Genomic DNA, 25,794 nt, shown 5'->3' on the forward strand with positions numbered 1-25,794 from the left:
CTCCTGTTAATGCAATCCAAACGCGCTCAGCATGGTATCGAGCTTGACGCCGGTTTCGCGCCACTCCGCGTCGGGGAGGGAGGCGGGCACGATGCCGGCGCCGGCGAACAGCCGCACCTGGTTGCCCGCCACCCTGGCGCAGCGGATGGTTACCACCCATTCGCCATTGCCCTCCTCGTCGCACCAGCCCACCATGCCGCCGAACAGATCGCGGTCGAAGGGCTCCAGGGTCTGGATTAAGCGGCGCGCGCGATCGGTGGGGGCGCCGCACAGCGCGGGCGTGGGATGCAGCAGGCAGGCCAGCGCCAGGGCGTTGACGGCGGGGTCCGCCACCTCGCCGTCGATGGCGGTGGCCAGATGCCAAAGGGTGGGCGTATTGACCAGGCCGGGTACGGGCGGCACGTTTAAACCCGCGCTGTAGGGCGCCAGCACTTCGCGCATCTGGTCGATAACCAGCTGATGCTCATAGCGGTCCTTGACTGAATCCAGCAATTGGCGGCCGGCGGCGGCGTCACGGCCCGGCTCGGCGTCGCGCCGGGCGGAACCCGCCAGCGGCGTGGAGTAAAACCGGTTGCCGGTCTTGCGCAGCAGCAGCTCCGGGCTGGCGCCCAGCAGGGCGCCGTTGTCGAGGGGAACATGGAAATTGTAACTGGCGGGATTTTGGGCCGCGATGCGCCGCATCAGGGCCGCGGTATTCACCGGTTCCCGGGTGGTGATATCCAGCAGGCGCGCGAGCACCACTTTACTCAGCCGTTGCTGGCCGGTGGCCTCCACCGCCCGCGCCACCATGTGTTTAAAGTCGCGCTCCGGCGGTCGCTCGATTTTGCCGGTTACCTGCGGCAAGGGTTCGGCGGGCACATTCCGGCTTTGCAAAAACATCTCGCGATCGAACCCCTGGCTGCGCTGCGGGATAAACAGCGCCGCGGGCCGGTCGGCATCGAAGGGAATGGCGCCCACCACCAGCGGCCGTTCAATGCCGGCGTTTCTGGCGCGCCGGAAGGCGTGGCGCAGCTCCCGCTGAAACACGCCATCGGGCTGATCACCCCTGCCCGCGGGCGCGCTGATGGCGCAGAAACGACCCTGGGTAACGAAGCTGCGATAAGGCGACATGAAAAAAAATCCGTTTATAAGGGCATCCGCGTCGCCTGGTGTTGTCTGTCGAAACAATGAAAATTCCACGTGACGATCTCCGCTATTATCAAATGATAAACACAATAATAATAATTATCATTTGTATTGATAGCACATAAACTACGTCGTAGAATCTGCCGTGTCAATGAACGTAAACACTGCCTCACCCGCGCAAGGGTGGATTTGATTGCCCGTTTTTTGTCATCATAAGGCGGACAAAACCAGCCCCTACCCCAGGAATACCAGACATGATCACTCTATTGTCCCGGCACCGATCCGCCTGCAATTGGCTCGCCCTGATGGCCCTGCCCTTACTGCTGGCGGCCGCGTCCCCGTGCGCCGCTGAGAACGGCTGGCCGCGGCAGGTGGCGGGCGCGCATGGCGCCATTACCCTGGATCACATGCCGCAGCGCATCGTATCCACAAGCGTCACCCTTACCGGCTCGCTATTGGCCATCGGGGCGCCGGTGATAGCCAGCGGCGCCACCACGCCGAATAACCGGGTCGCGGACGAACAGGGCTTTTTTCGCCAGTGGAGCGATGTCGCCCGGCAGCGCGGCGTCAAACGCCTGTACATCGGCGAACCGGATGCCGAGGCCATCGCCGGCCAGAATCCCGATTTGATTATTATCGCCGCCGCCGGCGGCGATTCGGCCCTGCGCCTTTACGATCAGTTGTCACCGCTGGCGCCGACCCTGGTGGTCAATTATGACGATAAAAGCTGGCAGGACCTGGCCCGGGAGCTGGGACAAGCCACCGGCCATGAAGCGCAGGCCGCGGAGGTCATCGCCCGCTTCGACGCCCGCCGGCAGGCGCTGAAACAGCATCTGGCGCTGCCGCCGCAGCCGGTATCCGCCCTGGTATACCAGCCGGACGGCAAAGCCGCCAACCTGTGGACCGCCGATTCGCCGCAGGGCCAGCTGCTGCGCCAGCTGGGCTTTACGCTGGCCGAACCGCCCGCTATCCCCGCTGGCGGCAGAAGCATGGGCGTGCGCAAGGATATCGTCCAGCTGTCCGGCGAAAACCTGGCCGCCGGCCTGAACGGGCAAACCTTCCTGCTGTTTGCCGGCGATGACGCCAGCGCCCGGTTGCTCTTGGCCAATCCGTTCCTGGCGCATCTGCCGGCGGTGCAAAACCGCCGGGTCTACGCCCTTGGCAACGACACCTTCCGCCTTGATTACTACAGCGCCAGCAATGTGCTGGCCCGCCTGGAACAGCTGTTCGCCAAGCCGTGATCTTTCCCCGTCCTGCCGCGTGGCTAACCGCGTCATGCCGCGGCCATTCCCAGCCGGGCGGGGATTCATGGCGGTTATGGCTCACTGCGGCCGGCGGGCGGGATTTCATCCGCCGGCCGGCCCTGATCCCGATGCCGCGCCATATCCACGGCGCGCAGGCCCCGCAGCGCCAGCGCCGGCAGTAGCCCCGCCAGGGCCGCCGCCAGGCCGAACGCCGCGGCGGCCAGCCCCGGCGGCATCAGGGTGCCCAACCCCCCCAATACCAGCGCCCCCAGCGCGTCGCCGGTGACGTTCTGCGCGGTCCACAGGCCGTTGATGCGGCCCAGCAGATGATCCGGCGTCAGCTGTTGTATCAATGCATATTGCAGCAGCGAGTTGATGGCGCTGAAATAACCAAAGCCCGCCAGACACAGCAGCGCCAGCGCGTAGAACGGCATCAGGCTGCATGCCGCGACGCAGATAAACGCCATGACGGCGGTAAGCAACAGCATTCTTCCCGGCCGCGCCGTGGCGGCGACGCGGCCGCTGGTAAACGCGCCTATCGCCGCGCCCAGGGGCACCGCCGCATACATCAACCCCAGCCGGGCGGCGTTGATATGCCAGCTTATCGCCAGCGCCGGGTAAAGCACCCGTACCGCGCTTGCCATGGTCAGCAGGGCGCCGATCAGCGCCACCAGGCCGATGGTTTTATGACGAAACAGATAGGCCATGCCGCCGGCCAGCGCGTGCAGCGGGTGTTCCCGGGGCTGGGGAGGCGGCGCCAGCCTGGGCAGGCGCAGCAGCGGCAACAGCGTCAGCAGCGTGCCAAGCGCCGCCAGCCCGTAGTTCCAGGCCACCCCGCCGGAGGCGATGACCAGGCCGCCCGCCGCCGGTGATAAAATGGCGCCGAAGCGCACGGTCAGCATGCTGATGGCGCCCGCCTGCATGACATTTTCCCGCCCGACCAGCGACGGCGTGGCGGCCAGCAGCGCCGTCACCCCCACCGCGCCAAAAAAACCATCCCACACCGCCAGCAGATAAATCGCGAACAGGGACGGTACCGGCAGCAGCGCGTTAAGGCACAGGCCGATAAACCCCACCCCGCAGGTTGCGCGGGCAAACAGGATAAGCCCGCGCCGCTCGCGGCGATCCGCCATCACCCCGCCGGCCAGCAGGCCGACGAACATACCGCCGCCCGCCAGCGTCACCGCCAGCCCGACCTGCAGGGTGGACCCCGTCATGGCCTGTATCTGCACCGGCACCGCCACCGCCAGCATGCCGAGCGCCAGGATGGACAAAAACCGCGCGATAAAAACCGCCCGGAAGGCGGGGTGGGTTTTCAGCAGGCTGATATCGAGTAAATACGAGGGTTTTTGCATAAGACGCTAACTATCCGGGGAATTCGACGCCACTGTGCGCTGCAATCAGGGAAGCAGTCATGCTATCATAAGTTATTGCGAGTAATAACGATAATAAATATCATTATCATATAATTTATGGTTTAGTCTTTTATGCGCCATTATTACGGATTGCTGTTAAGCGGCGTGCTGTTGGCATTATTGATGGCGGCGAGCCTGTTTATCGGCGCCAAAACCATTCCCGCCGACCAGGTATTGCCCGCGCTGACCGGCGCCTGCCGCAGCCCGGATTGTATTATTATCCTCGAGAGCCGCCTGCCGCGCACGCTGGCCGGGCTGCTGGCGGGCATCGCCCTGGGGCTGTCCGGCGCCCTGATGCAAACCCTGACCCGCAATCCGCTGGCCGACCCCGGCATTCTTGGCGTCAACGCCGGCGCGGGGTTCGCCGTGGTGCTGGGCATCACCTTTTTCGGCGCCGCCTCCATCGATCGCTACCTGTGGTTTGCCTTTGCCGGCGCGCTGGCCGCCGCCCTGCTGGTGGCGTTAATCGGCGCGGCGGGCGGCGGGCGGCTGAACCCCATTCGCCTCACCCTGGCGGGCGTGGCGCTGGGCGCGGTGCTGGACGGCATGGCCTCCGGTATTTCCTTGCTCAATCCCCTGGTCTACGACCAATTGCGCTTCTGGCAGGCCGGTTCGCTGGATATCCGCAGCATGGCGGCGGTAAACGCCGTTATCTGGCCTATCGTCCTGGGCACCGGCCTGACGCTTTGGCTAACGCGGGCGCTCAATACCCTGGGCATGGGCAGCGAACTGGCGACGGCGCTGGGCTCGCGGGTGGGCCTGACGCAGCTGCTCGGCCTGGCGGCCATTACCCTGTTATGCGGCGCGGCTACGGCGCTGGCGGGGCCGATAGCCTTTATCGGGCTGATGATGCCGCATATCGCGCGCTGGATAGCCGGCCCGGACCACCGCTGGCTGCTGCCCTGGACGCTGCTGCTTACGCCGCTGCTGCTGCTGGGCAGCGATATGGCGGGCCGGGTGATGGTGCCCGGCGAGCTGCGCGTATCGGTGATAACGGCGCTGCTCGGCGCGCCGGTGCTGATAGCCCTGGTACGCCGCCACCGGATGATAAGCCGGTGATGATGGCGAACCGGCACGCCCGGATCAGGACGTCGCTGACCGTCGGCATCCTGCTGCTTGCCTGCCTTGCGCTGGCGATTTACGCCCTCGGCGCCGGGTCGCTCCCGCTTCCGGCCCGGCAGGTGGTGGACGCCCTGCGCGGCGCGGCGGCGCACAATATCCAGGTTATCGTGACGCAATGGCGGCTGCCCAGGGTGGCGATGGCGTTATTGCTGGGCGCGGCGTTGGGCGCCAGCGGCGCTATTTTCCAGTCGTTGATGCGCAACCCGCTCGGCAGCCCGGATGTCATGGGTTTCAATACCGGCGCGCACAGCGCCGTATTGATAGCGATAGTGCTGTTCAACAGCAGCTATCTGGGCATAACCGGCGCGGCCCTTGCCGGCGGCCTGCTGACCGCCGCCATAGTCTACCTGCTGGCCTGGCGCAACGGCATCCAGACCTTCCGGCTCATTATCGTCGGCATTGCCGTTCGCGCCCTGCTGGTATCGCTTAACACCTGGCTGGTGGTCAGCGCCTCGCTGGAATCCGCCCTGACCGCCGGGCTATGGAGCGCCGGATCGCTTAACGGCATGACCTGGGCGAAATGCCCGCCGGTGGCCGTGCCGATTGTCCTGGCCTTTGCCCTGGCCCTGGCTTTATCGCGGCGCATGCGCCTGTTGGAAATGGGCGATGACGCCGCCTGCGCGCTCGGCGTGCCGGTGGAAAGATCGCGACTAGGATTGATGCTGGCGGGCGTGGCCCTGACCGCCGCCGCCACGGCCGCCGCCGGCCCCATTTCCTTTATCGCCCTGGTGGCGCCGCAGATTTCACGCCGCCTGGCGGGCAGCCAAACCCTGGCGATCCCCCTGGCGGCCCTGACCGGCGCGCTGCTGTTGCTGGCGGCCGACCTCGCCGCACAGCGTATGTTTACGCCTTATCAGCTTCCGGTCGGGGTGGTTACCGTCAGCATCGGCGGCCTCTATCTGATCGGCTTATTAATCCGGGAGTCGCGAAAAAAATGAGCGCCCTTACCCCGTCGTCCAGCCGCCTGCGGGCGGAAAATCTTACGCTCGCCTATGATAAAAAAGTGATTGCCCGCGATCTGTCCATCACCATCCCCGATGGTGAACTGACGGTGATCATCGGCCCCAACGCCTGCGGCAAATCGACGTTGCTGCGCACGCTCAGCCGCCTGATGCGGCCAGGCGGGGGCAACGTATGGCTGGACGGCCGGGAGATCGGCGCCTACGCCACCAAGGAGGTGGCGCGGCGCCTGGGATTGTTGCCGCAAAGCTCCAGCGCGCCCGGGGATATCACGGTGGGCGATCTGGTGGCGCGCGGACGCTACCCGCACCAATCGCTGTTAAGCCGCTGGAGCGGGCGCGATGAACAAGCGGTGCAGGAAGCGATGCGCGCCACCGGCGTCGCCGGGCTGGCGGAACGGCCGGTGGATACCCTGTCCGGCGGCCAGCGGCAGCGGGTATGGATCGCCATGGTGCTGGCGCAGCAAACGCCGCTGCTGCTGCTGGACGAACCCACCACCTGGCTGGATATCGCCCATCAAATAGACCTGCTGGAACTGATGCGCGAGTTGCACCGCGCCGGCCATACGCTGGTGGTGGTGCTGCACGATCTTAATCACGCCTGCCGCTACGCCACCCATCTGGTGGCGATGCGCGACGGGCGTATCCTGGCCCAGGGGGCGCCCGTGGACATCGTCACCGCCGAACTGGTGGAGGCGGTATTCGGCCTGCGCTGCATGATCATCGACGATCCGGTATCCCATACGCCGATGATCGTGCCGCTGGGCCGGGGCTGACGCCTACAGTTCCCTGAGCGCCTGGTTAAGCAAGGGTCCGAGCACCTGGAACGACGCGGGCGAAATAATATCCACATGGGCGCAGTCCAGTTCGTGCACGCGCAGCCGGTCCACATAATCTGACCAGGTCCGGCGCACGTCCATAGCGGCGGGCAGCGTGCGCCGGGCCACGAACAGCGTGGCTTCTCCGGCAAAATACGCGCTGCGGCTGGCCGCCAGCAGGCGTACCGAATCCGCATAGTTGCCCTCGATGGCATCGAACAGCCGCCGCTGTTCGTCCCCCGCCGGCTCCGCAATACCCTGTTGCGCGGCGATGAACTGCTCGCGCTCGCGCCGCACTTCCTCCAGCACTTCGGGGTCCAGCACATGTTTACCCTGCACCGCGTCCCAATTGCGCGTCTCCGGCGGGTAGGTATCGAGCAGGCCGAGAAACGCCACCGTTTCCCCCGCCGCGCGTAAACGGGCGGCAATGCCCTGCGCCAGCGTGCCGCCCAGCGAATAGCCGATAAAATGATAAGGGCCGTGCGGCTGTATGCCGCGCACCGTCAGCAGATGCGCGTCGCACACCTGCTCCAGCGTGCCGCACCGCTGCAGCGGACCGTCCGGACGCGGCGATTGGATACCCACCAGCGGCCAGCGCGGATCGATATAGCGCCGCAGCACGCTGAACTGCCAGGCGAAACCGGAGGCGGGATGAAAGCAAAACAGCGGCGGGCCCTCGCCCTGGCGCAGCGGCAGGACCGCGTCCAGTCCGGAACGCCGGATAGCATCGCCGGGGTCGTTATCCACCTCATCATCAAACAGCGCGGCCAAGCGCGCCACCGTCGAGGCCACCATCACCTGTCCGACGGTTACCGGCTTACCCACGTCGCGGCGCAGCTCCGCCGCCAGCCGCATCGCCAGCAGGGAATGGCCGCCAAGGGCAAAAAAGTCATCATCGACGGACCCGATCTCCTGTTGCAACAGTTGCGCAAACAGCGCGGCTACCCGCCGCTCGATGGCGGTTTGCGGCGCTCGTCCCCGTGTCGCCCGACGCGACTGGGGTAACGGCAGCGCCTTGCGATCCAGTTTACCGTTGGCGCTGAGCGGCAGGGCCGGAAGTTCGACCAGCGCCACCGGCACCATATGCGCCGGCAGCCGTTCGGCCAGGGCGTCGCGCAGCGCCTCGGGGTGCAGCCTTTCACCCGGCTGCGCCACCAGATAGCCGACCAGTTGCCGCGCATCGCCGCCGATGCCGGCATCAGGCGCGGCGCCCAATACCCGGGCATGGGTCACCGCCTGGCGCACGCCCGGCAATAACAGCAGCGCATGGTCGATTTCACTTAACTCCACCCGCTGCCCGCGGATTTTAAGCTGATCGTCGCTGCGGCCCAGGTACTCCACCGCGCCATTGTCCAGCCAGCGGGCAACATCGCCGGTGCGGTACATCCGCCCGCCGTCGCCGTCGGGATCGGCCACGAACCGGCTGGCGGTCAGCTCCGGGCGCGCCAGGTAACCCTGGGCCAGCTGAACGCCGGTCAGGTAAAGATCCCCCGCAACGCCCGGCGGCACCGGCCGCAGCCGCCCGTCAAGAATGCGCAGGCCGGTATTCCATACCGGGAAGCCGATCGGCACATGCGCCCCGCGCACCGCCGCCAGCGTCTCGCCGTGGGCCGGGTACCAGCTGACGTCCACCGCGGCCTCGGTGGGGCCGTAGAGGTTATGCAGCTCCACCCCGGTGCGCCGCTGCCACAGGCGCGACAGTTCGGCGGGCAACGCCTCGCCGCTGCAAAATACCCGCCGCAGGGTGGCGCAGCAGGCGATGGCGCCGTCATCGGCAAGTGAGGCGACAAACGCCGCCAGCATCGAGGGGACGAAATGCAGGGTGGTAACGCGGTAATCGGCGATAAGCTGCAGCAACACCTGCGGATCGCGGTGGGCGTCCGGCGGCGCCATGACCAGCCGCGCGCCGTTGATAAGCGGCCAGAAAAATTCCCACACCGATACGTCAAAGCTACAGGGGGTTTTTTGCAGCACCGCGTCATCCGCGCTCAGCGGATAGCGATCCTGCATCCACAGCAGCCGGTTGACGATGGCGTCATGGGCCACCACCACGCCTTTCGGCCGTCCGGTCGACCCGGAGGTATAGATAATATAAGCGGGATGATGGGCCGACGGCCGGGGGAAATCCCGCGGCAGCCGCGGGTCCGCGGTCAACGGCGCCTCATACAGCAACAGATCGCCGCGGCCGTCGAACCGCGCGGCCTGTCCGGCGCAGGTGATAATCAGCCGCGGCCGCGCATCGTCCAGCATCAGTTGCAGCCGCTCGTCCGGATAACCGGTGTCCAGCGGCAGGTAGGCGGCGCCCACCTCGATAACCGCCATCAGCGCCAGCGTCAGGAATACCGAGCGCGGGAGCGCGACGGCGACGATATCGCCCGGGCGCACCCCCTGCGCCGCCAGCCGTTGCGCCAGCGCCAGCACCTGCCCGCGGGTTTCGCCGTAGGTCAGGCGGCGCCGCGCATCCGCCAGCGCCACGGCCTGGGGCGTGCGCAACGCCTGGCGTGCCAGCAGGGTGGCGAGCGTATCCGGCGCCAGCGTTTTACCGGTATCATTGATGCGCGCCAGCAGCGCGCGGTCGGCCTCGCCCAGCAAATCGGCCTGGCCGCATGGCAGCGCGGGATCGGCGGCAAACTGGCGCAGCAGCAGCGGCAGGCGCCGGGCATGGCCGGCCAGCTCGCCGGCGGTATACCGCTCGGCGTTGGCCACCAGTTCCACCGCTACCGTTTCTTCCCCAAGATAGAGCGCGATTTCCAGATCGCGCACCGGCCCGGAAGCCAGCGCGTGCGTCACGCCCTCCACCCCGGCGAAATCAAGCTGGAAGTCGAACATCTTCAGATTAAATACCGGGCCGAACAGCGGTTGTTCATCCCCTGTGCGGCCCAGGTCGCGCAGTACCTGTTCCGCATCATAACGCTGATGGCGGCGCAGGCTCTTGAGCTCGCCGGACAGGGCGGCGGCCAAGGCGCCCAGCGTCTGCCCCGGGCCGACGGTCACGGCCAGCGGCAGGACATTGATCACCGGACCGGTGGCATCCAGGGCGGCCGAGGCCATACGGCGCATAAAGATAAAACCGGCGGCATAGGACGGTTGCCCGCACAGCCGGGCAAACCATAACGCCACCAGCGCCAGGGCCAGATCGGCGATGCCCGGCGCGCGCTCCTCCCCCGTGACCAGGCCGGCGAACAGCCGGCTATCGAGATCAAGCGCATAACGCAGCACATGGGTGGTGGCGGCCTGGCCGGACAACGGTTTGAGCGACAGCGTGCCCGGCGCCGGCAGTCGGCCGGTTTTTTCGCGCCAGAAAGCGGCGTCGCGGCGCCAGGCATCCGACTGATAATACGCCTGATATTCCTCCACCACCGCCTGAAAGGGGGTAAAAGGCGACGGCGGCGGCGTTTCCCGGCGCATGAAGGCGCTATACAGCACGGCGATGCGGCGGGTGATGGCGGTAAAACTAAAGCCGTCGACGATCAGATGATGATAGCGCTGATACCAAAACCAGCGATCGCGGGCCACGCGAATCAGCAGATGCCGGTACAACGGTTTGCCGCTCAGCACCCGCAGATCTCCCGCCAGATCCTGCTGCATCAGCGCCAGCGCGGCGTTCCGGGCGTCGCCGGCGGCGCTGAGATCCACGCAATCGGGACGGTCAAAGGTCAGATCGCCGTCAACCCATTGCACCGCAATGCCGTCACGCTCGGCAAAACGCATGCGCAGGGTGTCGGCTTCGCCCATGCCCTGGTCGATGGCGCGCAGCAGGCAGCCTTCATCGATATCGCCCTTAAGCTCGATATAGTGCGCCACCGCATAGGCGTTGGGCTGCGCGGAAAGTTGGTCTGCCACCCAGATACCGGGCTGCGCCGCCACCAGCGGCAGTTCGGCCGGCTGTCCATCGGCGCCGGTTGGCAAGGATATTTCTGACACGGCGGTAACTCCTTAAAAACGATGGGTTGCGCTGCTTATGCCCCGCGCAGCGCGGCGGGACGCATATCGGTCCAGTGGGTTTCCAGCCACCGGCCGCATTCCGGGCGCGGCGCCGGGCCAAAAACCGGCGTCCATCCGGCGGGCACCGGGCTGAAATCCGGCCAGAGGCTGTATTGGGCCTGGCGGTTTTGCAAAACCAGACAAATCTGTTGCGGATCGTCGAAGGGGTTGGGGTGTTCCAAAACGCACTCCTTATTTTGTGGCGATAGCGCCAATGACGGGGATTGCCCGGGGCGAAAATAGCCAGGCCGGGCATGGACGCGGGAAGCGCGGGCCGGGGGCGCTAGCGGCCGGGCGACCAGAGCGCGGCCAGCCCGTCCAGCAGGCCGCCGCGCCAGCACAGCGCGTCATGGCCGCCGTCCACCACCCGGTAATCAACCCGGTGCCCTTGCCGGCGCAGGAGTTCCACCACCCGGTCGTTTACCTGGTGAATAAGCCGCTCCCGGTTGCCGGCCTCGATAAAGACCTTAAGCGCCAGTCCGTCGCCCAGGCCCCGCCCGATCTGCGCCGGCAGCCCACGGTCATCGCCGCAGGCGTCCCGCGCCTGTGCCGCATCCCGGTCGGGCCACCAGAACGAACCGGACTGGCTGAGCACGCAGCCAAAATGCCCGGGCCAGTTTAAGGCGGCATACAGGGCGGACAGGCCGCCATAGCTTTGCCCCGCCACCACCGTCGTCGCCGGATCGGCGCGGTACGGCGCCCAGGCTGCCAGCTGCGGCAGCAGTTCTTCCCGTACCGCCCGCCAGAATTCAGGGTTGCAGGTTAATTCACGCCCGCGCCGTGGGCTATCGATGGCGTCAATCAATACATAGACCGCCTCGGGCAGGACCCCGGCGCGCGTCATATGCAGCAACGGCGACCAGACCGGCATCTGCCGCGCCCAGAACTGCCCGTCCAGCAGGATGGCCAGCGGACGCCTGGGCGCATGCCGGCGTCCGCTGGTGAATACCCAGATATCGCGGCTGTTGCCCAGGCGTTCGCTATGCCAGCGATGGCACTCCAGCCCTGCGGGCGACGGCAGCGGCGGCAGGGTGCGCCCGGCCACCGGGCCAAGCCTGTCGTACTCGTTCCAGGCTGTCTGCGGGGGCGCCAGCGGCATATGCAGCGCGGAAACCGGATGGCCGCGTCCGTTGGTCCAGGCGCGCAGCGGATTAAGCCGGTCGGCGACCGCGCCGGAAAATAAACCACGCCAGGCGTTACGCAGCGCGGCGCGGTCCATGGGCGCCGCCGCCGCGCCGAACGCCCCGTCGTCCCGGCATGGGATAAAGCAATAACTGCCGCGCCACCGCGCGCCGAGACTGGTTTGCCAATACCAGACATCCGTGCCGGCAATACGCTCCAGGCTTTGCGGACCGGTATCGCTATGGTGGTCGGTCACGCCGCTGATGTTAATCCATACCCGGCGGATAGGGGACGCGCGCTCGTCGCCCCCGGGGTCGCGCCACAGGAATATCACGCCGCACTGCCCGGACGCACCGGCCTCCACCCAGGGCGCACCCTGGCGTTCCACCTCCCGCCACCAGTCGTCGCCGCCCACATCGGCGCGGGCCAACATCATTTTTTTCACCGGGCGCGATTCCTTATGTAAACCGTGAATGTAGACGTTTTAATCTAAAACGTAAACTAAATACTATTGATAATTATTTCTATTTGCAATAGTGTGTAAAAGTTCCATTAAGGGTCGGTTTTATTTGTCAATGGCGTGGCCGAACGAGGGAATAACGTAATGTTAACAGCGATTTAACATTGCGTGCTAGCCGCCGGCAGTTGCTGAAAAAACTGCTTATTTTATCCAATTTATAACATAGCAGGCCGTCCATACTGCTGGCTTTCGCCGGAGCAGTCACGGGATCGGCTACAGATCAGGGAACATATGCATACCACATTCTCAGGTTACTCCTTAGCGACCCTAATCAGTCTGGGTCTGGGAACTCTGGCGCTTCCTTTGGCCGCGCCTGCGGCCGACAGCACGACCACAGCACCGGTATCAACCTCCGCGACGACGGACGACGCCACGGCAACCAGCGGCGGCAAAAGCGCGGCGGGCGATACCATCGTCGTCACCGCGGCAAAGCAAAATCTCCAGGCGCCTGGCGTATCCACCATCAGCGCCGATGAAATCAGGAAACGGCCGCCCGCCCGCGATGTGTCGGAAATCATCCGCACCATGCCCGGCGTCAACCTGACCGGCAATTCCACCAGCGGCCAGCGCGGCAACAACCGCCAAATCGATATCCGCGGCATGGGGCCGGAAAATACCCTGATCCTGATTGATGGCCTGCCGGTCAGCAGCCGCAACTCGGTGCGCCAGGGCTGGCGCGGCGAGCGCGACACCCGGGGCGATACCGCCTGGGTGCCGCCGGAAATGATCGATCATATCGAGGTGATCCGCGGACCGGCGGCGGCGCGCTACGGCAACGGCGCCGCCGGCGGCGTGGTGAATATTATTACCAAAAAAGACACCCGCGATTGGCATGGTTCATGGAATACCTACCTGAATATGCCGCAGCATGACGACGAAGGCGCGACCAAACGCACCAACTTCAGCCTGTCCGGGCCGCTGAGCGACGCGTTCAGCTTCCGCCTGACCGGCGGCTACAGCAAAACCCAGGCCGACGCCCAGGATATTAACGACGGTCATCAGTCCCTGCGCACCGGCACCTATGCCGATACTGTCCCGGCCGGACGCGAAGGGGTCAGGGACAAAAATATCGATGCCCTCCTGCACTGGGATTTGGCGCCGATGCAAAGCCTGGAATATGAAACCACCTACAGCCGCCAGGGCAATATCTACGCCGGCGATACCCAGAACACCAATACCAGCCAGTTGGTGCAGGACAACTACGGCCATGAAACCAACCGTATCTATCGCCAGACCCATGCCCTGACCTGGCGCGGCGCCTGGGACAGCGGCGTCAGCACCCTTAATTACCTGCAATATGAGCGCACAAAAAATACCCGCCTGGACGAGGGGCTGGCCGGCGGCACGGAGGGGATTTTCGCCAGCAATGATTTTTCCACCATCCAGCTGGACAGCGTGCTGGCGCATACCGAACTCAGCGTGCCGTTTGAGCTGGGGGTCAACCAGACCCTCACGGCCGGCAGCGAGTGGAACCAGCAGAAAATGAAGGATCCGGCGTCGAATACCCAGACCCTCCTGGGCGGCGCTATCCCGGGCGTGGCCAGCACCGGACGCAGCCCCTACTCCTCGGCCGATATTTTCTCGCTGTTCGCCGAGGATAATATGGAACTGACCGACAGCACCATGCTGGTGCCGGGGCTGCGCTTCGACCACCATTCCATCGTCGGCGACAACTGGAGTCCTTCGCTTAACCTCTCGCAGGGGCTGGGACAGGATTTCACCCTGAAAATGGGCATCGCCCGCGCCTATAAAGCGCCGAGCCTGTTCCAGACCAACCCCAACTACCTGCTCTACAGCCGCGGCCAGGGCTGTGCCGCCAGCACCGGCGGGTGTTATCTGCTGGGTAATGATGATCTCAAGGCGGAAACCAGCATCAACAAAGAAATCGGGCTGGAATTTAAACGCGACGGCTACCAGGCGGGCGTGACCTATTTCCGCAATGACTACCGCGATAAAATCGAGGCGGGTTATGTGCCGACCGGCGTCTCGACCAACGGCGCGTCCGATATCTATCGCTGGGAAAACGTACCCAAGGCGGTGGTGCAGGGATTGGAAGGTACGCTGAATATCCCGGTTAGCGAAACGGTTTCCTGGAATAACAATGTTACCTATATCATTGAAAGCAAAAATAAAGAGACCGGGGACTACCTGTCGATCATTCCGGAATATACGCTGAATTCCACCCTGAGCTGGCAGGCGCGCCAGGATCTGTCGCTACAGTCCACCCTTTCATGGTATGGACGCCAGAAACCGAAAAAATACAACTACAAGGGCGAACGCGTTACCGGCAGCGAAACCAATGAGGTCAGTCCTTACGCCATTGTCGGCCTGAGCGGCACCTACGATATCAACAAATACGCCAGCCTGACCCTGGGTATCGACAACGTCTTCGACAAGCGCCAGTTCCGCGCCGGTAACGCCCAGACCACCGGCAACGCCGCCACCAACGCTTATATGTACGGCGCCGGCGCCGCCACCTACAACGAACCGGGCAGAACCTTCTACCTTGGCCTTAATACTCACTTCTGAAGCCGGCGCCGGTAGCGGGGGAAAGGGTGTGCCGCTGGTACGATGGGTTTGTTGACAAAGGAGGGGCGCTGGCGGCGAGAGGATTGGCAGGCCGGAGAGGGTTTCGCTTGTAGTGTGTGGGGAGGCTTATGTTGCTGCGGCGGGAGTTTCGTTTGCGGGGAGGTTTATGTTGCCGCGGCGGGGGTTTCGTTTGCAGGGAGGTTTATGTTGCCGCGGCGGGGGTTTGGCTGATGCTTGCGGGGAGGTTTATGCTGTCGCGGCGAGGGTTTCGTTTGCAGGGAGGTTTATGTTGCCGCGGCGGGGGTTTGGCTGATGCTTGCGGGGAGGTTTATGCTGTCGCGGCGAGGGTTTCGCTTGCCATGCGTTCGGCTGTTTTATGTCGTGCCAGGTGCCGGCAAGCGACAAGGAGGCCGCAGCAACATAAGCCTACCCGCAAACGAAACTCTCGCCGACGCAGCATAAGCCTACCCACAAACGAAACTCCCGCCGCCGCAGCATAAGCCTACCCGCACACGAAACTCCCGCCGCCGAAGCATAAGCCTCCCCGCAAGCGAACCTCCTACCGCCGCAGCATAAGCCTCCCCCGCAAGCGAACCTTCCGCCTCGGCAGTATAAGCCTCCCCCGCACACGGCAAGCGAAACCTCCCCGACGCAACATTCAGCTGACCGCAAACAAAACCTTTGCCCACCGGGCTCAAGCCGCCACGAGGCCGCTGTAATACCGCCCCCCTTTACCCATCACGCCCGAACGAAAACAAGCGCCGGCGCCGTCAACAGCCCGGACGCGTAATCGATACGCGCCTTATACCGCATAACCGATCATCGTCAGCATCTTTTTCACCTGCTGCACCGCGTCCTGCCGCTGCCCCACCCCCAGCTTCTGGTAAAGATTACGAATATGGGTTTTGATGGTGGTCGACGCCACGTCCAGCTCGCCGGCAATCTGGTTGTTACTGTAACCCGAATAAATCAGCCCCAGCACCTGCCACTCCCGCTGGGTCAGCGGACTGATGCGAATCAACTCGGGCACCTGCGGATGATGCAGCAATTGCTGGACAAAATCTTCGTCGAAATGGGCGAACTTATGGCGATGATGGGCATTAATATCGCGCAAAATGCGCCGGGTCCGCTGTTGTTCCAGCTCCGGCAACACGCCGAGCTGCAGCAGTTGCCGCAGCTGCATCGCCATCGTTTCGCCTTCAATAACAAAATGGCTGATAAAACCGGTGCGATTGGCTAACGACAACGCCTCCATCAGCACCCGCTGGGCATCGTTCTTGCGCCCGGTGCGCCAATAAATAAGATTATTAAGCAACAGGTTACGGTTAAGATCGCTCACCAAATGCAGTTGTCGGGCATTATCATTAAGCTCGTCCAGCACCACTTCCGCCTCGTCGAACTGGCCGAGCAGAATCTGGGCGCGGGCAATATTACGCCACTGCCCCTGCAAAAAATGGTTATCGACGTTATCCGGTTTCACCGTCTGGTCCAGCCACCTCGCGGCGGCATCGACATCCCCGGTCAGTTGCCAGAACAGCACCCGCGGCTTATCGGCATTGGTCACCCAATCGCTATGGTATTGCGCGCCGCTTATCAGGTTCTCGCAACGGTGCAGATGGCTGCGGGCATTATCGAAATCGCCGCGCGCCAGCGCGATTTTGGCCAGCATCGCCAGGCACTGCAGCTGCTGCTGCGGTTCGGCGCTTTCCAGCACCTTCAGCCCGGCGCTGGCGGCCTGTTCGGCCTCGTCCAGGCGCGCCCAGGACCACAGCAGCTGCGCGCGCAGACGCAGCAGGAACTCATGCATCGGCAATTGTTCCAGATGCTGCTCGCCCACCAGTTCGAACGCCTTATCCTGTATTTCATACGCCGCCTGCAAATACCCCTGCGCTATCAGGATTTCGCTTTGCTGCAGCAAGGCCCACAAGGCGTAGTGATACACCCCATGCCGGCGGGCCATCCGATCGGTCTGCTGCATCATGCTCAAGGCTTTGACCAACTGTCCCTGGCAATGCGCGACTTCGCCGGTCACCGACGTGGCGACAATACGGCCGTAATAATTAAACTGCGGCAAAAACCGTAGCGCTTCGGCCGCCAGGGATTCCGCTTCAAGGGGCTTGCCGGTATTTATCGCCACCTGCGCCAGCAGGGCGTTAAACTCCGCCACCAGCCAGGGGGCAAGATCGAGTTTGCGCCGCGCCATCTCCGCTTTGTCATGGGCCAGCAGGCTCGCCACCTCGGCGCTCCGGTGCTGGCCCTGGGCCAGCCAGCCCTTGAGCAACACCAGCCTGGGCCGCAGGATCAGCACGTCGTAGGGCAAATGCTTCAGGCAACGGTCCAGCAACGCCAGCTCACCATGGTTAAATAACGTCCAGCCGCTATCAAGCAGTATCCGGCACATCATACCCACATCATTCGCCGCCATCGCGTGGTGGATGGCTTCGGCGGGATAGCCCTGCGCCAGCCAGCCCTCGGCGGCGGCGCAATGGATCTCGGGCAGCTCGGCCGCCAGTTCCCACTGGCAGCGCTGGCGCAGGAAACTGGCGAATAACGGATGAAAACGAAACCATTCGCCGCTGTCGTCCATACGCTGGATAAACAGCCCCTGGTGTTCGGTCTGCTCCAGCCGCTGCTGGCCGTTTCCCTCGCCCATCAGCCGGTCAATCAGCGCATCGTTCATCGAGCGCAGCAGCGAACAGCGCAGCAGGAAACGACGGGTGGCGCCATCGACCCGATCGAGCACCTCATCCACCAGGTAATCGGACAAATGACCGGCATTAATGCCCGACAGCCGCCGGGCGGTTTTGCTGGCCGGGGTATCGGACTGGCGGGAAGACAGCACAATCAGCTGCAGCGCCGTCGCCCAGCCCGCGACCTCGTCGCACAGCCGGTTGCTGTCCTGGGCTGCGATGGGCATATCCAGGCGTCCTGCGAAAAACTGCCTGGCCTCCTCATGGGTAAAGGCCAACTGCTGGCTGCCGATTTCCAACAGTTGATCGCGCACCCGCAGATTGGCGATGCCCAGCGACGGCAGGTTGCGCGACAGCAGAACCAGCTTGAGGCTATCCGGCTGCTGGCGCAGCAGGCCGCGCATGGCGTCATGGATAACCGTATTGGTGATCAGATGGTAATCGTCGATGACCAGGAAAAGCGGCGTGGTCCAGTCGGCCAGATCCACCGACAGCTGGGCAAACAAGGTTCCCAGGCTGGCATACTGATGCTTCTGCGCCAGCGCTTCGCTGCGCAGGCAATGGCCGCCCGTCGCCTGCTGGATCGCCGCCACCAGGTAATTGGCAAAGATCTCCGGTTCATTATCGCTATCGTCAAGGGAATACCAGCCCAGATCCTGCCTCGCCGCCGCCCACTGCGCAATAAGCGTCGTTTTGCCGTAACCGGCGGGGCTGGTAATCAGCGCCAGGCGATAGTTCGCCGCGCTATCCAGCCGGTCCAGCAAACGCTGGCGCGGCACGGCACTTTGCAGCCTCACTGGCCGTCTCAGTTTTGATGGGATTAGCATTGTTTTTATTTCCCCAGGGGTACACAGCAATGTGCTAAAACTAACTGTTAACCATTGTAATTATAATGTAAATAATTATTACCTAAGGTTATCCATATCCCATTTTAGTAAATTGCGCCCTATCACAATTTTAACTCAGCCTTGGCGCTCCTCCCCTTTTAACCCGCCGCCGGGAGGATGAAAAACGCCCTATGCCGCGTCATGATGGCCGGTGGCGGCAAACGGGCGACGGCTATCCACCGCGGGAAAAATAATGGAAGAACTCTTGTTGGAACAGATATCGGCCCAGGCCGGTATCGGCAGCGACTATATCAATGCACTGGGCCAGCGGCAGGCCATCTCGGCACAAACCAAACGACGGTTGCTGGACGCCATGGGGCGCGGGTCCGGATTGGCGGCCGTCTCGCAGGACCCGCTGCCGCCGGTGGCCGTTTGGCGCCGGGATGCGCCGGCGGCGCTGACGCCCGGCGGCCGGGGCGATTACCGCTGGCAACTGCGCACCGAGCAGGGCGGAACCCTTCAGGGCGAGATAAGCGCCGGATCGCCGCTATCGCTGCCCCACACCCTGGCGTGCGGCTATCACCGGTTAACGTTAAGCCAGGGCGCGCGGGAGTGGCATTGCCGGGTAATCATCGCCCCGCCCCGCTGTTTTCAGCCAGGGGCGCTGCTGGCCGGGCAAAAGCTCTGGGGCGCCTGCATCCAGCTCTATACGCTGCGTTCGGCGGTCAATTGGGGTATCGGCGATACCGGCGATCTGAAAACGATGGTGCGGGAAGTCGCCCGGCGCGGCGGCGCGTTTGTCGGTCTCAATCCCATCCATGCGCTCTGCCCGGCCACGCCGGGCGATGCCAGTCCCTACAGCCCGTCGTCACGGCGCTGGCTGAATATGCTGTATATCGATATCAATAGCCTGGAGGATTTCCACCTTAGCCCGGCGGCGCGGTCATGGTGGGCGCGCGAAGAGGTGCAGCAAGCGCTGGCGCTGGCGCGCGCCGCTCCCGAGGTGGATTATCCCCGGGTCGGCGCGCTGAAATTAGCCGCGCTGCGTTTGTGCTGGCAACAGTTCAGCCTGCGCGGAGAGCAGGACGCGCAGCGCCTGGCGTTTGCCGCTTTTGTGCGCCTGGGCGGCGACAGCCTGCGCCATCAGGCTGAATTTGACGCCCTGCACGCGTACCTGTTGGCGCGGGATCCGTCCTGGCGCCGCTGGCAGGACTGGCCTGCCGAGTACCGCGCCAGCCAGGGCGCCGGAACGCAGGCGTTTCGCCGGCGGCATGCCGGTGAGATCGCATTTTATCTCTGGCTGCAGTGGCTGGCCGACCGTCAGTTTGCCGAATGTTCTGCGCTCTGCCGGGCGCTTGGCATGCCTCTCGGCTTATACCGCGATTTGGCGGTGGGGGTCAGCGACGGCGGCGCGGAAACCTGGAGCGATCCGGCATTATATTGCCTGGAGGTAGCGCTAGGCGCGCCGCCGGATGTGCTCGGTCCGCAGGGGCAGAACTGGGGGCTGGCGCCCATGGATCCGCGGGTGATGGCCGCCCGCGGCTACCAGCCGTTTATCGATCTTGTGCGATCGAATATGCAGGGCTGCGGCGCGCTGCGCATCGATCACGTCATGTCGCTGCTGCGCCTGTGGTGGATCCCACGCGGCGATACCGCCGGACAGGGCGCCTACGTCCACTACCAGCTGGACGATTTGCTCGCCATCCTGGCGCTTGAGAGCCTGCGCAACCAGTGCCTGGTGATCGGCGAGGATCTGGGCACCGTGCCGCATGAAATCCTCGCGCGGCTGCGCGACAGCGCTGTTTATTCCTATAAAGTGCTCTATTTCGAGCGGGACGCCCGGCATCATTTCCAGCCGCCGGAAGCCTACCCGCCGCAGTCGATGGCCACCGCCGCCACCCATGATTTACCGACGCTGCGCGGCTACTGGGGCGCCGGCGATCTCAGCCTTGGCAAAACGCTGGGACTGTATCCCGACGCGGCGGTGCTGCATTATCTGCATGAGGACCGACGGCGCGCGCGCCAGGGGCTGCTGGACGCCCTGCACCGTCACGGCGGCCTGCCGCGGCGGGTATCGCGCCGGGCCGATGGCCTGCCGATGTCGCGCATGCTTAACCATGCCATTCACCGCTATCTGGCCGACAGCGGCAGCGCGTTATTGGGATTACAGCCCGAGGACTGGCTGGATATCACCACGCCGGTCAACGTGCCCGGCACCAGCGATGGGTATCCGAACTGGCGCCGCAAACTGACGCGCGGCCTGGAGGAGATTTTCGCCGATAAGGGCATCAATGCCCTGCTGCGGGATATCAACCGGCGTCGCCAGTTGCGTTAGAGGCTGGGGTTCAGCCTTGGATCAAAGGTAAATTCGAGCGGCGTAACCGACGCCAGACAACCAGCAAACGCCGGATGCTCATTGTTAATCAATACATTGTATTCCATAGGCACAATGGCGGAAGGCACCATTAGCCCGACGCTCGATTTTCCCTGAAACCATTGTGTGCCGATATCCTTGGTGGCGGGAATCGGCACCGGCGCATTCCAGTTAGCAGGAAGATCTTGCGCATTGAGCTTGACAATGAAATCGTCGGGTACGTCAATACTCATTAACTGATAAAAATCTAATATGGATTCGTCCTGTAAATGCACTAATACTTCCAGAATGGCCAGTGACACTGCCGAGGAGATATACACCATCGGCGTACCCATTCTGTTCCATCTTGCCACCGAGCTGTTAAAAGCGCCAACGCCACTCCACGCGGTGGCGATATATTGCTTCTGGCAAAATCGATACAAGATCACATGACAACTCCATGTTTAATGCCTTCAATCAAACTGACCACATCACGGGCACCGGTTTCAGTGCCAATCGCCTGATTGGGTGTTTCGCCGCCTAAAACTTTGGCAGGTTTGTTCATCCAGGCAATGGTTTTCTGGAAGTCATTGCCGAACAGCGCTAAAGCCATATCAAAGGCGGTAACATAACGGGTAATAGATTCACTTTGAGCCGGAGAGAGCTTCTCTTTACGCCGGGCAATGCTGCGTCCACTTAACCCAAGCGTCGCCAAAAATTCTTCTCTTTTGAAGCCGACGATGGACCTGATATTATCAATTACCGACACTTCAAGCCCTTCCATCATCAGATGACGCAGCTCGGGACCGGACGCATCCGGCAAATGAGCGGAGGCCCACAGGCTATGTGCGGGCTCTTTCATTACGGGAGGGGTATATATTTTCATGCACGCCTCACTTTCTGCCAAATGTCATACTTCATGATAGACATTTGGCAGAAAAAATCAATATTTTCGTGCCCGGCAAAAAAATGGCGACATAACGTCGCCAAAAACACAGGACACAGACACAGACACGTACGCAAGAACAACAACAGTGGCTTAACCTTTCAGGCCCCCGGCGGTAAGACCGCTTACCAGCCAGCGCTGGGCCAACAAAAACAGCAGGGTGATGGGCAGGGCGGACAGTACCGCCGCGGCGGCAAAATCCCCCCACAGATAGTTTTGCGGATTGAGATACTGCTGCATGCCCACCGCCAGGGTGAAATTATCCACATCGCGCAGCAGCAGCGACGCCACCGGCACCTCGGTAATGGCGGCAATAAACGACAGCACGAACACCACCGCCAGTATCGGCACCGACAGCGGCAGCAACACCAGCCGGAACGCCTGCCAGGGCGTGGCGCCGTCCAGCGCGGCCGCTTCCTCAAGCGAACCCTCGATAGTGTCGAAATAGCCCTTGATGGTCCAGACATGCAGCGTGATGCCGCCAAGATAGGCGAAGATCACCCCGCCATGGGTATTAAGCCCCATAAACGGCAGATACTGACCCAACCGGTCAAACAGCGCGTACAGCGCCACCAGCGACAGTACCGCCGGGAACATCTGGAAAATCAGCATGCCCTGAAGCAACGCGCTTTTACCGTGAAAACGCATGCGGGCAAAGGCGTAGGCGCAGGTGGTGGACAGCGCCACGATGCCCAGGGCGGTAATGGTCGCCACCTTTACCGAGTTCCATAACCACAGCAGCACCGGGAACGGCGGCGGGGTTATGCTGCCGTCCGCGTGCCGTACGCTCAAACCCAGCGCCAGCCGCCAGTGCTCCAGGGATATCTGCTGCGGGATCAGGCTGCCGGTGGCGAAGTTGCCGACGCGCAGTGAAATCGCCAGCACCATCAGCAATGGAAACACGATCAGGGCGATAAAACCCAGCAGCAGCACGTGCGTCGCCGCCAGCCGCAGAAAACGCGATGAAGATTGCACCATAGCCACCCGGGACCTCCTTAATCAAATGTCAGACGCGCCGTTTTCACATTCAGTATCGCCAACCCGCCCACCAGCAGGAAAATAAGGGTGGCGATGGCGGCGGCCAGGCCGAAATCCTGCCCGCCGCCGCCTTCAAAGGCGATACGGTAGGTATAACTTACCAGCAGGTCGGTATAACCGGCGGGAGTGCTGGTGCCAATGCGGTCAGGCCCGCCGTTGGTCAGCAGCTGGATCAGCACAAAATTATTAAAATTAAACGCAAAGCTGGCGATCATCAGCGGCGTAAGCGGCTTGAGCAGCAGCGGCAGCGTAATACGGAAAAAATTCTGTAACGGTCCGGCGCCGTCCATGGCCGAGGCTTCGTATAAGTCATCGGGTATGGATTTCAGCAGCCCCATGCACAAAATCATCATATAGGGATACCCGAGCCAGGCGTTCACCACCACCAGCATCAGCCGCGCCAGCAGCGGATCCTGAAACCAGGCGGGCCGGATGCCGAACACAGCGTTCAGCAGCATATTGATTTCCCCAAAACTCTGGTTGAACAATCCCTTGAAAATCAATATTGAAATAAACGACGGCACGGCATACGGCAAGATCAGCAGCAGCCGGTACAAAGCGCGGCCCCGCAGCGCCTCCCATTGCACCACGCAGGCCAACACCATGCCGATGGCCACCGTCAGGACCACGGTCAGCAACGAAAACACAATGGTCCAGACAAATATGGCCAGGAAAGGCTGCCGGATTCCCTGATCCTCTACCACCCGCATAAAATTTTGCCACCCCACCGGCACGGTATAACCCGGGCTGAGCTGCCCGGCGACAAAATGGCCTTCGGCATCGACCGCCTGGTAAAAACCCGTGGCCCGGTTGGGCCGGTAGACGGCCCCGGTGCGGCTGTCGGTCAGGCGGTCCTGGCCGCCCAGCGTATACAGCGGCCGCAGGCCGGAAAATTGCCGTAACGAGCTGATGCGCAGCCGGGCGCCGTCGGGCAATTGCAGCGTCAGCCGGCCGAGGGCCTGGCGATACTGTGTTACCACCCTGAGCGTGCCGCGCTCTCCCGGCGGCGGCGCGTCGCTCGGCGACATCATTAGCGTCTGGTCCCGGCCGCCGTCCAGGCTGAACGCCGGCGAGACCCATAACCGTCCGCCGTCGGCATCGGCCAGCGCCAGCCGCCATGCGGTTCCCTGGCCGTACAGGCTGAAGGCGTAGGCTTTGCCGATTTGCAACTGCCGATCCAGCAGCACCGATTGCGCGCGCTCAAAGGACAGCTGATGGACGCTGCTGTAGTTGGTAAAGGCGATGCCGACGGTGCACAGCAGCGGAAACAACACAAACAGCCCCACGCCCGCCAGTCCCGGATACACATAGCGCCAGGCATAGGCCCCGGCATTGGCGAAAACGGCCAGCCCCGCGCTTGTCAGGATGAGCGTCAGCAGGGCAAACAGATATTCACCCCGGGCATACAGCGGTATCACCATCCAGGCGATGGCCAGGGCGCAAAAAATCACGACCGCCCACTTCACAAACCGGTGATGCCGCCAGCGCGCGGGCTTGCGGGACAGAGGAACCGAGCCGGTGTTTGACATAACCCTTCCTATAACGGCGGATGACAACCCGCTTGAACGCAGGCCCCGTGACGGCGGCCGGCGGATTATTTGGTAATGCGGTCCTTCACGCCGTCCAGCGCCGCCTGCACGCTTTGTTTACCGTTTATGGCGTTGACCACCGCGCTGCGCTCGGCATACCAAAACGCGCTCATCTGGGGAATATTGGGCATGATTTCACCCTGTTGCGCATTCGCCATGGTGGCGGCGATCCGGGGATCCTTGGCCAGCTCCGCCTGATAGCTTTTCAGCGCCACCGCGCCGAGCGGCTTGTCTTTATTCATCGCATCCAGTCCGTCCCTGGTCAGCAGGTAATTTTCCAGGAACTCTTTCGCCAGTTCCTTATTGGGGCTGGCGGCGTTAATCCCGGCGCTTAGCACGCCGACAAAAGGTTTCGACGGCCGGCCCTGGAAGGTAGGCAACGGCGCCACGCCGTAGTGAACGCCGCTTTTTTCCATATTGCCCCAGGCCCAGGGGCCGTCGATGGTCAAGGCGGTCTGTCCTTTGTTGAAGGCGGCTTCGGAGACGGAATAATCGGTATCGGCGCTGATATGCCCGCTTTTGACCAAATCGACGATAAACTGCAGCCCGGCGCGGGAGCCGGCATTGTTCACCCCCACATCCTTGATATTGTAACCGCCGTTTTCCGGCTTGAAGGCATAACCGCCGGCGGCGGCGATAATCGGCCAGGTAAAGTAGGGTTCCTGCAGGTTCCACATAATGGCGCTTTTGCCTTTGGCGCGCAGTCGGGTATCCAGCGCCGGGATCTCTTCCCAGGTTTTCGGCGGCGCGCCGACCAGATCCTTGTTGTAAATCAGCGACAGGGACTCCACCGCGATGGGATAGCCGATCAGCTTGCCGTTATAGCGCACCGCGTCCCAGGTAAAGGGGAACAGCTTATCCTGGAACGCCTGATCCGGCGCCACTTCCGCCAGCAGGCCCGACTGGGCATAACCGCCAAAGCGGTCGTGCGCCCACAAGATAATATCCGGTCCGTCGCCGGTGGCCGCCACCTGGGGATATTTTTCCTCCAGCTTATCGGGATGCTCTACGCTCACCTTGATGCCGGTATCCTGTTCGAACTTCCTGCCGACTTCAGCCAGGCCGTTGTAACTCTTGTCGCCGTTGATCCAGATAAGCAGCCGGCCTTCTTCTATTTTGGCGAACGCCGAAGAACAGGCCATCGCCGACATCAGGGACGACAGCGCCAGGGTACGGAGAGTGCATTTGATGCGGGTCATAGTTCCATCCTTACTGGTGGCAGCGTTCCCAACGCGCGCAAAGCGGGTCCCGACAGGCATCGCACCTGCAACCTGCCCGGCGATGTTCGGGGCGCACGGAAAGCTGTGGTGAATTTATACACCGGACATACTGCGTTTAACCTCAGGCGCGCTCATCCTCCCCCGTCCTACGCCCCTGCGCCTCCCGATGTGACCGCATTAACACTCCGTGGACAATTTGCGGGGCAAGCCACAAAAAGCATGCTGGATATTTGCCGCCGCCGTCACGTTTTTGCCGGCTCGCCGCCGACGCGGCCGTGAATGGCGCTTTGCCG

17 protein-coding genes are annotated in these 25,794 nt (G+C 63.0%); 6 read left to right on the forward strand and 11 right to left on the reverse strand.

Going from position 1 to position 25,794, the window contains the following annotated elements; translation table 11 throughout:
- Positions 1-6 precede the first annotated feature (6 nt).
- A complete protein-coding gene (locus ABUK12_RS13820; protein WP_410012400.1) occupies positions 7-1,179 on the reverse strand; it encodes an isochorismate synthase in 1,173 nt (390 codons plus the stop codon).
- 251 nt (positions 1,180-1,430) lie between these two features.
- Here ABUK12_RS13820 and fepB point away from each other — a divergent pair, with 251 nt between their 5' ends.
- On the forward strand, positions 1,431-2,366 hold the full coding sequence (gene fepB, locus ABUK12_RS13825) for a Fe2+-enterobactin ABC transporter substrate-binding protein (protein WP_410016648.1): 936 nt from the start codon (positions 1,431-1,433) through the stop codon (positions 2,364-2,366).
- A 74-nt stretch (positions 2,367-2,440) separates the two neighbouring features.
- Here fepB and entS read toward each other — a convergent pair whose 3' ends face one another.
- Complete coding sequence (gene entS / locus ABUK12_RS13830) at positions 2,441-3,724, reverse strand: enterobactin transporter EntS (RefSeq protein WP_410012401.1); 1,284 nt, start codon at positions 3,722-3,724, stop codon at positions 2,441-2,443.
- A gap of 132 nt (positions 3,725-3,856) precedes the next feature.
- On the opposite strand from entS, the gene fepD reads away from it, so the two are divergent.
- Genes fepD through ABUK12_RS13845 form a run of 3 tightly spaced genes read left to right on the forward strand, consistent with a single transcriptional unit; the run spans position 3,857 to position 6,641 of the window.
- Positions 3,857-4,843, forward strand: a complete 987-nt coding sequence (gene fepD, locus ABUK12_RS13835) for a Fe(3+)-siderophore ABC transporter permease (protein WP_410012402.1) — start codon at positions 3,857-3,859, stop codon at positions 4,841-4,843.
- The gene (gene fepG / locus ABUK12_RS13840) at positions 4,843-5,844 is read left to right on the forward strand and encodes an iron-enterobactin ABC transporter permease (RefSeq protein ID WP_410012403.1); all 1,002 of its coding nucleotides are present in this window, start codon (positions 4,843-4,845) and stop codon (positions 5,842-5,844) included. Before fepD ends, fepG begins: the two co-directional genes overlap by 1 nt.
- Entirely contained in the window at positions 5,841-6,641 is an 801-nt protein-coding gene (locus ABUK12_RS13845) for an ATP-binding cassette domain-containing protein (RefSeq protein ID WP_410012404.1), read from the forward strand. The genes fepG and ABUK12_RS13845 overlap by 4 nt, the downstream gene beginning before the upstream one ends.
- A 3-nt stretch (positions 6,642-6,644) precedes the next feature.
- On the opposite strand, the gene ABUK12_RS13850 is transcribed toward ABUK12_RS13845, so the two are convergent.
- From ABUK12_RS13850 to fes, 3 genes are all read right to left on the reverse strand, one after another.
- Positions 6,645-10,607 (reverse strand): enterobactin synthase subunit F, encoded by a 3,963-nt coding sequence (locus ABUK12_RS13850; protein WP_410012405.1) that lies wholly within the window; start codon positions 10,605-10,607, stop codon positions 6,645-6,647.
- A gap of 35 nt (positions 10,608-10,642) precedes the next feature.
- Positions 10,643-10,849, reverse strand: coding sequence for an MbtH family protein (locus ABUK12_RS13855; RefSeq protein WP_410012406.1), 207 nt, complete (start codon positions 10,847-10,849; stop codon positions 10,643-10,645).
- 101 nt (positions 10,850-10,950) lie between these two features.
- Entirely contained in the window at positions 10,951-12,225 is a 1,275-nt protein-coding gene (gene fes / locus ABUK12_RS13860) for an enterochelin esterase (protein ID WP_410016649.1), read from the reverse strand.
- 315 nt (positions 12,226-12,540) lie between these two features.
- On the opposite strand from fes, the gene ABUK12_RS13865 reads away from it, so the two are divergent.
- Complete coding sequence (locus ABUK12_RS13865) at positions 12,541-14,838, forward strand: TonB-dependent siderophore receptor (protein ID WP_410012407.1); 2,298 nt, start codon at positions 12,541-12,543, stop codon at positions 14,836-14,838.
- A gap of 802 nt (positions 14,839-15,640) precedes the next feature.
- On the opposite strand, the gene malT is transcribed toward ABUK12_RS13865, so the two are convergent.
- Positions 15,641-18,355 carry an HTH-type transcriptional regulator MalT gene (malT, locus tag ABUK12_RS13870; protein ID WP_410012408.1) on the reverse strand — a complete coding sequence of 905 codons (2,715 nt, stop codon included), beginning with the start codon at positions 18,353-18,355 and terminating at the stop codon, positions 15,641-15,643.
- Positions 18,356-18,608: 253 nt separating this feature from the next.
- On the opposite strand from malT, the gene malQ reads away from it, so the two are divergent.
- Positions 18,609-20,690, forward strand: a complete 2,082-nt coding sequence (gene malQ / locus ABUK12_RS13875; RefSeq protein WP_410012409.1) for a 4-alpha-glucanotransferase — start codon at positions 18,609-18,611, stop codon at positions 20,688-20,690.
- Here the strand turns inward: malQ and ABUK12_RS13880 are convergent.
- The 5 genes from ABUK12_RS13880 to malE all read right to left on the reverse strand — a co-directional run bounded on the left by ABUK12_RS13880 (position 20,687) and on the right by malE (position 25,480).
- Positions 20,687-21,157 (reverse strand): RES family NAD+ phosphorylase, encoded by a 471-nt coding sequence (locus tag ABUK12_RS13880; protein WP_410012410.1) that lies wholly within the window; start codon positions 21,155-21,157, stop codon positions 20,687-20,689. The two genes, malQ and ABUK12_RS13880, sit on opposite strands and share 4 nt — an antisense overlap.
- Positions 21,154-21,594: an antitoxin Xre/MbcA/ParS toxin-binding domain-containing protein gene (locus ABUK12_RS13885; RefSeq protein ID WP_410012411.1), complete on the reverse strand. Its 441-nt coding sequence runs from the start codon at positions 21,592-21,594 to the stop codon at positions 21,154-21,156. The genes ABUK12_RS13880 and ABUK12_RS13885 overlap by 4 nt, the downstream gene beginning before the upstream one ends.
- A 153-nt stretch (positions 21,595-21,747) precedes the next feature.
- Positions 21,748-22,638: a maltose ABC transporter permease MalG gene (gene malG / locus ABUK12_RS13890; RefSeq protein ID WP_410012412.1), complete on the reverse strand. Its 891-nt coding sequence runs from the start codon at positions 22,636-22,638 to the stop codon at positions 21,748-21,750.
- An 11-nt stretch (positions 22,639-22,649) separates the two neighbouring features.
- Positions 22,650-24,221, reverse strand: a complete 1,572-nt coding sequence (malF, locus tag ABUK12_RS13895) for a maltose ABC transporter permease MalF (protein WP_410012413.1) — start codon at positions 24,219-24,221, stop codon at positions 22,650-22,652.
- A gap of 65 nt (positions 24,222-24,286) precedes the next feature.
- A complete protein-coding gene (gene malE, locus ABUK12_RS13900; RefSeq protein ID WP_410012414.1) occupies positions 24,287-25,480 on the reverse strand; it encodes a maltose/maltodextrin ABC transporter substrate-binding protein MalE in 1,194 nt (397 codons plus the stop codon).
- Between the last annotated feature and the right edge of the window lie 314 nt (positions 25,481-25,794).

The organism is Sodalis sp. C49, from assembly GCF_046352915.1.
Lineage (GTDB): Bacteria > Pseudomonadota > Gammaproteobacteria > Enterobacterales > Enterobacteriaceae > Acerihabitans.

Coding starts and splice junctions, on each gene's coding strand:
- fepB (WP_410016648.1), top strand. CDS start 1,431: ATGGCCCTGCCCTTACTGCTGGCGGCCGCGTCCCCGTGCGCCGCTGAG.
- entS (WP_410012401.1), bottom strand. CDS start 3,724: ATGCAAAAACCCTCGTATTTACTCGATATCAGCCTGCTGAAAACCCAC.
- fepD (WP_410012402.1), top strand. CDS start 3,857: ATGCGCCATTATTACGGATTGCTGTTAAGCGGCGTGCTGTTGGCATTA.
- fepG (WP_410012403.1), top strand. CDS start 4,843: ATGATGGCGAACCGGCACGCCCGGATCAGGACGTCGCTGACCGTCGGC.
- ABUK12_RS13845 (WP_410012404.1), top strand. CDS start 5,841: ATGAGCGCCCTTACCCCGTCGTCCAGCCGCCTGCGGGCGGAAAATCTT.
- fes (WP_410016649.1), bottom strand. CDS start 12,225: ATGATGTTGGCCCGCGCCGATGTGGGCGGCGACGACTGGTGGCGGGAG.
- ABUK12_RS13865 (WP_410012407.1), top strand. CDS start 12,541: ATGCATACCACATTCTCAGGTTACTCCTTAGCGACCCTAATCAGTCTG.
- malT (WP_410012408.1), bottom strand. CDS start 18,355: ATGCTAATCCCATCAAAACTGAGACGGCCAGTGAGGCTGCAAAGTGCC.
- malQ (WP_410012409.1), top strand. CDS start 18,609: ATGGAAGAACTCTTGTTGGAACAGATATCGGCCCAGGCCGGTATCGGC.
- ABUK12_RS13885 (WP_410012411.1), bottom strand. CDS start 21,594: ATGAAAATATATACCCCTCCCGTAATGAAAGAGCCCGCACATAGCCTG.
- malF (WP_410012413.1), bottom strand. CDS start 24,221: ATGTCAAACACCGGCTCGGTTCCTCTGTCCCGCAAGCCCGCGCGCTGG.
- malE (WP_410012414.1), bottom strand. CDS start 25,480: ATGACCCGCATCAAATGCACTCTCCGTACCCTGGCGCTGTCGTCCCTG.